This window comes from Escherichia sp. MOD1-EC7003, from assembly GCF_002965065.1.
In the GTDB taxonomy this organism is placed as follows: domain Bacteria; phylum Pseudomonadota; class Gammaproteobacteria; order Enterobacterales; family Enterobacteriaceae; genus Escherichia.
In genome coordinates this window covers 1-305 of record NZ_PTRE01000288.1, presented here as the reverse complement: position 1 = coordinate 305, position 305 = coordinate 1, and the positions used below count along the sequence as shown (strand labels likewise).

Annotated in this window: 1 protein-coding gene; it reads left to right on the top strand. The window is 53.4% G+C overall.

The genetic code is table 11. From position 1 onward, the window contains the following. Positions 1-305, top strand: a 305-nt coding sequence (locus A7090_RS25400) for a DDE-type integrase/transposase/recombinase (RefSeq protein WP_157941507.1), incomplete at both ends; no start/stop codon positions are given.

Genomic DNA, 305 nt, shown 5'->3' with positions numbered 1-305 from the left:
GTTGTTATGGATCTTTTTGCCCGCAGGGTTATCGGCTGGAGTCTGTCAGCGAATGCCGATACAGCGCTGATAAGCAGTGCCCTGCGGATGGCTTATGAGACGCGTGGTCAGCCGCGAGACGTCATGTTCCATAGCGACCAGGGAAGCCAGTATACCGGCCTGAAATATCAACAAGTTCTCTGGCGTTACAGAATAAAGCAGAGCGTCAGTCGACGGGGAAACTGCTGGGATAACAGTCCCATGGAACGCTTCTTCCGCAGTCTGAAAACAGAATGGGTGCCGACTGATGGCTATGCAGGCAAGGA